The organism is Pseudoalteromonas sp. GW168-MNA-CIBAN-0100 (genome assembly GCF_040309225.1).
In the GTDB taxonomy this organism is placed as follows: Bacteria; Pseudomonadota; Gammaproteobacteria; order Enterobacterales; family Alteromonadaceae; genus Pseudoalteromonas; species Pseudoalteromonas arctica.
In genome coordinates this window covers 1-256 of record NZ_JBEOOL010000780.1, presented here as the reverse complement: position 1 = coordinate 256, position 256 = coordinate 1, and the positions used below count along the sequence as shown (strand labels likewise).

Genomic DNA, 256 nt, shown 5'->3' with positions numbered 1-256 from the left:
ACTCTTAATTGCGCTTTTTGCGGCTTTTACTGGCTTTAAACATTATCGCTTGGGTATTCCGTTTGTAATTCATCGTATTAAACGCCATTACGGGCAAATGCCACTGTATAACACCCTTAACCAATTTGTTGGTGGTGCATTGGCTCTCATCAGCGGCTTTTCGGTGGGACGCGAAGGACCTTCGGTGCATTTAGGTGCAACTGGGGCAAGTATCTTAGCAACTAAACTGCACTTACCTCATAATGCCATGCGTACC

The 256-nt window shown here is 45.3% G+C and carries 1 protein-coding gene; it reads left to right on the top strand.

Annotated features, from left to right (window positions below; all coding sequences use genetic code 11):
• On the top strand, window positions 1-256 hold a 256-nt coding region (locus tag AAEY62_RS23395), incomplete at both ends, for a chloride channel protein (RefSeq protein WP_350636837.1).